Source organism: Mycobacterium sp. TH-M106 (assembly GCF_057473765.1).
Genome location: NZ_JBYCLE010000041.1, coordinates 1 through 6,874, shown reverse-complemented (window position 1 = coordinate 6,874; position 6,874 = coordinate 1). Strand labels below are relative to the sequence as shown.

Here is a 6,874-nt window from a genome sequence, read left to right as displayed (position 1 = left end):
ACAACAACGTCGCGCACGAATGACGAAGGTCGTGCAGCCGAATGTTCCGCACGCCGGCCCGTCGGCACAGCGTCTCGAACGCTCGGTTGACGTTCCTCGGCTCGAGAGGCGTCCCATTTTTCGTCGTGAAGACGAGACCGAGCGTGTTGGCCCGCGCGACCTGTGTATCGCCGAGCTGGTCCCGCCGATGTCGCCGCAGGATTGCAACGAGCTCTGCCGGCAACGGCACGGAGGCGGCCGACGATTCGGTCTTCACGTCCCGCAAGGTCAGGTTCGTCCCTACGCGTGAAAGCGCCTTCGCGATAACGACCCGTCCGTTGACGAGGTCGACGTCGACCCACCGAAGCCCGAGCGCCTCTCCGCGCCTAAGACCGATGGCCAACGCGACGGCCCACAACGCATAGAGCCGGTCGTGCCGTGCAGTTTCGAGAAACCTGCGAACTTCTTCCGCCGACCACGGCGTCACCTTACGGATCGAGCCGGCCGGCATCTTGACCTGTCGAGCAACATTTCGAGCCAGCAGTTCCTCATCAACGGCGTCTTGCAGTGCCGCTCGCACAAGCCGGAGCAAATAACGCAAGGTACCGGTACCCGCGACCTGCCCGCAGCACTCGGCAGGTTTCTTCGCGCAGCACCGCGCATTGCCCTTCATCGCCCGCTCGGCGTCCTTCCCCTGTGCGCAGCACTGACATGTTGTCCGCAGTCCGTTCAGCCATGCGCGGATGTGCTGCGCTTGCAGCGCACGCAGCCTCCGTTTGCCTAGTCCCGGTACGACATACAAGCGCACCAACAGCTCATACGAGGAAAAGGTCGTCTCCCGCACGCTCGGTTGCGCAATCTCCGTCAACCAGTACCGCATGTACTGCTCGACAGTGCATGTCGTACTGTCGACCGGAATTCCTTTGCGTTGCAGATCCTTTAGGCGTGTGCGTTCAGCATCCGCCGCTTCCCAAGTCGAGGCATAGACGCTGATGCGTTTCCGTCGGCCGTCCGGGGTGTCGACGAACACTTTGAGCTCGTAGCGCCCGTCTTCACGTTGGGAGATACTGCCCGAACCGTTCGGGTTACGCTTTCTCGTTCCCATCACGCGGCTCCCTCAATCAAGGCGGAGAGGTAATCATCGAAGGATTGCCGAACAATTCGGCGGCACCTCCCGATCTGCACCGATTTGACCCGCTGGTCCCAGATCAGGCGGTAGATCATCCATCGGCTGACCGCGAGCCGTTCGGCAGCGGCCTGAACGGTCATTAGTTCTCCCTGGTCTTCGAGCATCATCTATGCCAAGTGCTTTCAGGCATTATCCGCCTGAACACCGACACGCGGGAGCTGAAAGCTCGCAACCCGGCGCGTACGCCGGCGTCGGCCCCTCTGCAACGCCTCAGCGCTGCGGGCGACGCCGGGTCAGCCTGCAACGGGTGGGGAACGTGCGCCATGGTTTCAGCCTCCTTCCCTGGCCGCTTGACGGGCGGCGATTCGCTGGTCTCGCGCACGGTCGGACGCTGAGATTGCAAGGACTCGATCTCCGAGGCTGACATGTCCCGAGCGCTGAAAACGCCAAGGGATTGGCTCACCGGTTGGTCCGCCGCCACTTGGCAACAATGCATCGTGTGTTTGAGATTTTCGCCATTCCGTGCGACGTTCGCGCAACGCGGTCATCGTCGTCGAGAATTGCCGCGACTTGCTGACGATATGACCGCGATATCCGAGGGTATGAAGCCATGCGTTCATGTCCGTGTAAGGCTGTTCTGCCGATATTTCGGCAATCGTCCGAAGAATCTCACGTACGTGCTCGGTTACGTCAAGTTGCTCGATCGCGCCAGGGGTAAGTCGGCGCATTGCGATACCGAAGTCCGCGACAGATTTGGTCACGTATTTTGCGAGGTAACCGGCGATCTGACGGCCGGAGATTTGTTGGGCGTTGCTCTGTCTCCTGGCGCCGCTGACGATGACCTCGATGTTGATTTGTTCGCCGAACCGGACGGTTATGTCGCCGGGCAGCGCCAGGACAGTGGCAGTCGCCGCTTGGCGAACGAGGACAATGAGGTCGTGCGCACCGATGCTCGTGTCGGGCGCTGTCGGCGGTTGACCGGGCCCCGATGCGGCGTCCAAACGGATGACGGCGTGGAAGTGGGGGAGCGCTCGGCGTTGTAGCTCAACAACTTTCATGAACGAGATCCGCGTGTGTTCTGGTCCCTCTGCGCGTCGATGCAGTTCGCGTTTCAAGTCGCGACGCACGCGAATCGTGAACCGCCGCCAGAGCTCGGGGGCATGCCACGTGAACAGTACATGCCCGCGGTAGTCGTAGCATGCGTCGCACAGGGGTTGTCCGAGCTCAACGTCGGTATCTCGATGGGCACTATTGCACCACATTGGTTTTCCGTGTCGGCAGTCACCTTGGGTTGCCTTACGCGGATGACATCCGCCCCCGTTGCGCACCGTGTGGACGGCACCGAAACTGGGTGCGGTCAGGGTCGCGAAGACTTGGGGGTGCGTGGCCACAGTTGCAGGCATATCGTGATGTCCACCGCGCAGGCCAGCGTGGATAAGCTGCCAGGTGTCGCGCGAATACAGGTCCGAGCATGAGGGGCACACGACGGCTCGCCGGTTGTTGCATCGCGTGAACACCCGGTGTTCCTGACCCGAATCGTCGACGCCGCCGAGTTGGATCGGATTGGCGCAGAAGCCGATCGCCTCGACTCGCTGCCACCAAGCGTTAAATCCCGCCGACCTAGCCCTCCGGACCATCTCTGCGACAACGGCGCCGTGGTCGATGCCGTCGGGAAGTCCCGGTAATTGCGCGGGGGCGCTCACCGAATGCTCCCGTCCGATCCGGTGTCACTGATTCTGTGACCCATCGGCGGAATGAACCGGGTGGTGAGGCCGGCGATGTCGCGGTCGGTGACGTGGAAGGCGCGGACGCGCCGCGGCTGCGCAGTGCCATCGATCATCACATATCCCACGCCGGGAGTGATGTCAGAGATGAGGTCACATTCTGCGCCCGCGCCGCGGGCAGCCTGGCCGAGCACCATCGCGGTTTGGGACGCCTCGGTCAGTCGCATACCGATGCGTACGGTGAATAGCTGCCGGAGAGGCAGGGTGTCCTTGGATGGGTCCTGGATTGCGGCGATCACGCTGATGCCGACTGCCCGGCCTTGCGAGAGCAACAGCCCGAGGAGTTGCCCGATCTCAGTGCGGATCTTGCGGTCGGTGATGTAGGCGGTCAGAGCAGCGATTTCGTCGATGATCAGCACGTACAGCGGATCCTGCGCCGTCGGGGTGTGAAGGCGGGTGTGCCCGCGTAGCCGGTTAGCCCTGGTCTGCATCACCGTTACCAGCGCCCGGAGGAGGCCCAAAGTGGTGTCGCCGGCGTCGTGGGAAAACGCGCTAAACAGAGCTGCCCCGGCGCCGAGCTCCATGCCTCCTTTCGGGTCAATCACGCACAGCCGCACCTCACCGGTTTTGACGCTGGGCGCCAAGGCTGCGATCAGCGACCACAGCACCGACCCTTTTCCTGCCCCAGTGGCGCCGGCGATCAGCAGGTGGTGGCCGAGTATGGGAACGCACCACCATTGGTGGGTGTCGGTGATCCCGACCGGCAAGGCCGTCAAGTCGGCGTTGGCCGTCGCGACGGGGAGCGGCAGCGGAATCGGTTGGGCAAGAGGGTCGTAGTGTGTGATCGTGATGCGAATGTCGCCGGGTGTGGTGGCGCGGACATTCACGCGTTCGGCGCGCCACGTGGCGGCCAGTTCGCGTGTGCGCTTCTGCCAATGATCGACCGACTGACCGGTGATCAAGCGAAGATCAATGACGTCGGCGTGGTTGCCGATCCAGATCGAACCCACGCGCGGTATGAGAGTGCGGTCTTGGTGACTTGCGGTCAGGCCGTGCAGGGCGCAGACCTTTTCCCAGGTGCGGGTGTACCGCCACCACATTTGAAACTGTTGTCGCACTGGCCGCGCAATCCGGCGTTCGAAGGACTGCGCGTCGAGTGCGGCCCACGTACCGTAGCCTGCGCCGAGCGCGACGGCAGTAAGCATGCCGGCGCCGATTCCGTACAGCAGCATCATCAAGAAAGTGATGAACGCAGGGACGCTGATGGCGGGGAAGAGGATCGCCAACCACACCAGCCAACCCGCCGCCTTGAACATGCCCCAGATCAGTTCGACGGTCCACTCGTCGTTGGCTCGTTGAGATCCGCTGCTGCCTCTCGCGTTGGATGAATGAGACATCAAGAAGTCCTTTCCTACATAGCCTTTCGACTCGGGTAGGGGCTGCCCACGGGTGTTTGCGAGGGCAGCCCCTCCCGATTGCGCTAGGGCCGGGGGGCGCCGCCGGGGTTCTTCGCCGACGACATCTCGGCGGTTTCGGTGATCGCCTCAGCGCGGTAGGCGATACCTGACCGGCCGTCCTGCGACCACGGCAGTGCCACCAAGTCGGCGATGGTGACGGCATGGCCGGCGGAGACCTTCGGTTCACCGGCAACGGTCACAGCGATTACGTCGCCGCCCGACTCGTCCAGCGCCATCACCTGGACCAGCCAAAGGCTGCGTCCTGTGGCCTTATCGATCCGAGGTTGGCCGGTTTCGTAGTTGAGCCGCTGCTCTGGTGCACGGGTGCAGGTGAAGGACACCCCAGTTGTGTTGATCCGCAATCTCATTGACTTTCTCCTTCGTGATACCGATAGCGCCCGGTCGAGCGCTGGCACCAGTTCAGAGGGACAAGGCGGACATCGCTATGGACATAAGCGGACATATTGGTCATTACCGGGACGTTTCGGACACCGCGATGTCACAGGTCGACGAGTCGGCAACGCGGTAATCAGCGCAACAGAACGGTTACGCTGATTCGGGACATGCGGCACCGGCGGGAAGGAGCAGGCGCGGGAAGGCGACAGCTGCGACGTCGCGCCGTACTCGGTTGATGATTTCTAACGAGTCCCTCAGGGAGCGTCTACGGGGGAAGAGGCTGTCCGATCGGCGGTTCGCCGACGGGGTGGGAGTCTCGGTCAAAACCGTGCATCGCTGGCTCGCTGACGTCGACTACAGGGTTCGTGAGGAGAATGCCCGTCGGGCTGCCGACGTACTTGGCTGTACTCCGCACGATCTCTGGCCGCAGCAATACCCGGCCTGGGACGGTTCCCGCCCGGCGACCACATCGGTCAAGCCATTTATGCCGACGGTATATGCAACTCGCAGTCAGGTGCCGCCCGATCTTTGGCAGCAGCATTTCGGCTGCGCTCAGCGGACGGTCGACATACTGGTGTTTGCCGCTACGTTCTTGTTCGACACGGTGGACGGATTTGTAGACACTCTGATCGACGCGGCCGAGCGCGGCGTCGCCGTGCGAATGCTCATCGGCAACCCAGAAAGTGCGAGCATGATTCTGCGCGGCCAAGAAGAGGCCATCGGGGAAGCCGTCGTCGCGAGGTGCCGTACCACAGCCGAACTGCTCGCTCCGCGGGCGACGACACCGGGCCTGCAGATCCGGATGCACCAGACGACGCTTTACACCTCGATGTTCCGGGTCGATGACTGCATGATCGCGAATTATCACATCTACGGGTCGCCAGGCCGGAACAACCCCGTCATGGTTTTCGCGCGGCCTGATGAGCCCCGACTCTGGGCCACGTTGGAGCAAGCATTCGACCGGGTCTGGGAGAACGCCACGCCGCTGATCAACTGATGCCACCCGTGCCCGAAGGAGGGATTTCGCCGATGCGAACCGATTATTACAACGACCCCGACGCTCCGAAACCGAACAGCGTCGTCCCGTCTGCGTCCGCGGTCGTCACCGACGAAGACGGCCGCATCCTGCTGATAAAGCGGAGTGACAACAAACTCTGGGCCCTCCCAGGTGGCGGACACGACGTCGGGGAGACCATCGAGCAGACGGCGGTTCGCGAAGTTAAGGAGGAAACCGGCCTCGACGTAGAGGTCACTGCCCTGACCGGCGTCTATACCGACCCTGCCCACATTGTGGCGTTCTCGAATGGCGAAGTCCGACAGCAATTCTCGCTTTGCTTCGCGACTCGTATGATCGGTGGAACGCTGGCGATTGACCACGAAAGCACAGATATCGCCTGGACACACCCCGACGACATCGCGACGGTGGCTATGCACCCCTCGATGCGGCTACGGATCAACCACTACCTCGAAGACCGGTCGAGCCCCTACCTCGGATGACGGGACGTCAGACCCAGGAGTTCACCCTCTCAACAGTCGCCAAGAGCTCATCGCGGGAAGCGTGCACTGCCCGATGGACAGGATCATTGGCGTCGTAGCGCCGCAGCACTTCCTCCAAGCGGTCAGAGGCCGCCACCGCCAACCCATCCGGTCCGGTCGTCAAATCGCAGAACGTCAACGCGTCCAGCAGGTGTTGAGGTGGTTCGGAGAAGGCGGATAAAGCGTCGATCCCGCGCTCCCGCGCTTCGGCCGGCGCGCCAGAATGATAAGCGACCAGCGAGACCACCAGCTCATCGAACCCTTCGCGACGGCAGAAGAGTGCCCCATCCGCCGGATGAAAGCCCGTCAACTGGATGGACGCGGCATAGCCGATGTCGTGCAGCCATGCCGCCGCTACCAGGCAATTCGCAGAGACCACATCGAAACGTCCGCGGAGAACTTCAGCCGCCGCTGCGACACCGTTCACATGCGTGAGTCGACCCGGCACCTCAGCGAGCAGTGTCTGGGCTGCGACTCGCGCGCGGTTCACTTGCGACGCCACCATGGCTCCAGCCTACGGCCGCGAGCCGTGCTTCAGGCGTCCGGCCGAAACTATGCGCACACCCAGCGCATCACCGAAGACATTCCGGGCCGCGGTCGACGCCCAGACACTAGGCTTCACTGGCCGTCCGGACCGTCGGAATGCCGAGGCT

8 protein-coding genes are annotated in these 6,874 nt (G+C 62.8%); 2 read left to right on the top strand and 6 right to left on the bottom strand.

Annotated features, from left to right (window positions below):
- The 5 genes from AC2VOP_RS01520 to AC2VOP_RS01500 all read right to left on the bottom strand — a co-directional run.
- Positions 1-1,084 (bottom strand): tyrosine-type recombinase/integrase (locus AC2VOP_RS01520; RefSeq protein ID WP_486959327.1); only part of this gene is annotated, 1,084 nt, incomplete at its 3' end.
- Positions 1,084-1,248 (bottom strand): excisionase family DNA-binding protein, encoded by a 165-nt coding sequence (locus AC2VOP_RS01515; protein WP_486959326.1) that lies wholly within the window; start codon positions 1,246-1,248, stop codon positions 1,084-1,086. The genes AC2VOP_RS01520 and AC2VOP_RS01515, both read right to left, overlap by 1 nt.
- 189 nt (positions 1,249-1,437) lie before the next feature.
- Complete coding sequence (locus AC2VOP_RS01510; RefSeq protein ID WP_486959325.1) at positions 1,438-2,811, bottom strand: replication initiator; 1,374 nt, start codon at positions 2,809-2,811, stop codon at positions 1,438-1,440.
- Positions 2,808-4,229, bottom strand: a complete 1,422-nt coding sequence (locus AC2VOP_RS01505; RefSeq protein WP_486959324.1) for an FtsK/SpoIIIE domain-containing protein — start codon at positions 4,227-4,229, stop codon at positions 2,808-2,810. Before AC2VOP_RS01505 ends, AC2VOP_RS01510 begins: the two co-directional genes overlap by 4 nt.
- 83 nt (positions 4,230-4,312) lie before the next feature.
- The gene (locus AC2VOP_RS01500) at positions 4,313-4,657 is read right to left on the bottom strand and encodes an SCO3933 family regulatory protein (protein WP_486959323.1); all 345 of its coding nucleotides are present in this window, start codon (positions 4,655-4,657) and stop codon (positions 4,313-4,315) included.
- 263 nt (positions 4,658-4,920) lie between these two features.
- Between AC2VOP_RS01500 and AC2VOP_RS01495 the strand changes: the two genes are divergently transcribed.
- Both AC2VOP_RS01495 and AC2VOP_RS01490 read left to right on the top strand, forming a co-directional pair.
- A complete protein-coding gene (locus tag AC2VOP_RS01495) occupies positions 4,921-5,682 on the top strand; it encodes a hypothetical protein (protein WP_486959322.1) in 762 nt (253 codons plus the stop codon).
- A 32-nt stretch (positions 5,683-5,714) separates the two neighbouring features.
- A complete protein-coding gene (locus tag AC2VOP_RS01490; RefSeq protein ID WP_486959321.1) occupies positions 5,715-6,182 on the top strand; it encodes an NUDIX domain-containing protein in 468 nt (155 codons plus the stop codon).
- A gap of 7 nt (positions 6,183-6,189) precedes the next feature.
- On the opposite strand, the gene AC2VOP_RS01485 is transcribed toward AC2VOP_RS01490, so the two are convergent.
- Positions 6,190-6,726: an HD domain-containing protein gene (locus AC2VOP_RS01485; RefSeq protein WP_486959320.1), complete on the bottom strand. Its 537-nt coding sequence runs from the start codon at positions 6,724-6,726 to the stop codon at positions 6,190-6,192.
- Positions 6,727-6,874: the final 148 nt, after the last annotated feature.

Excerpts from the sequence above, each read along its gene's own strand:
- AC2VOP_RS01515 (WP_486959326.1), bottom strand. The coding sequence starts at position 1,248 with ATGACCGTTCAGGCCGCTGCCGAACGGCTCGCGGTCAGCCGATGGATG.
- AC2VOP_RS01505 (WP_486959324.1), bottom strand. The coding sequence starts at position 4,229 with ATGTCTCATTCATCCAACGCGAGAGGCAGCAGCGGATCTCAACGAGCC.
- AC2VOP_RS01500 (WP_486959323.1), bottom strand. The coding sequence starts at position 4,657 with ATGAGATTGCGGATCAACACAACTGGGGTGTCCTTCACCTGCACCCGT.
- AC2VOP_RS01495 (WP_486959322.1), top strand. The coding sequence starts at position 4,921 with ATGATTTCTAACGAGTCCCTCAGGGAGCGTCTACGGGGGAAGAGGCTG.
- AC2VOP_RS01490 (WP_486959321.1), top strand. The coding sequence starts at position 5,715 with ATGCGAACCGATTATTACAACGACCCCGACGCTCCGAAACCGAACAGC.
- AC2VOP_RS01485 (WP_486959320.1), bottom strand. The coding sequence starts at position 6,726 with ATGGTGGCGTCGCAAGTGAACCGCGCGCGAGTCGCAGCCCAGACACTG.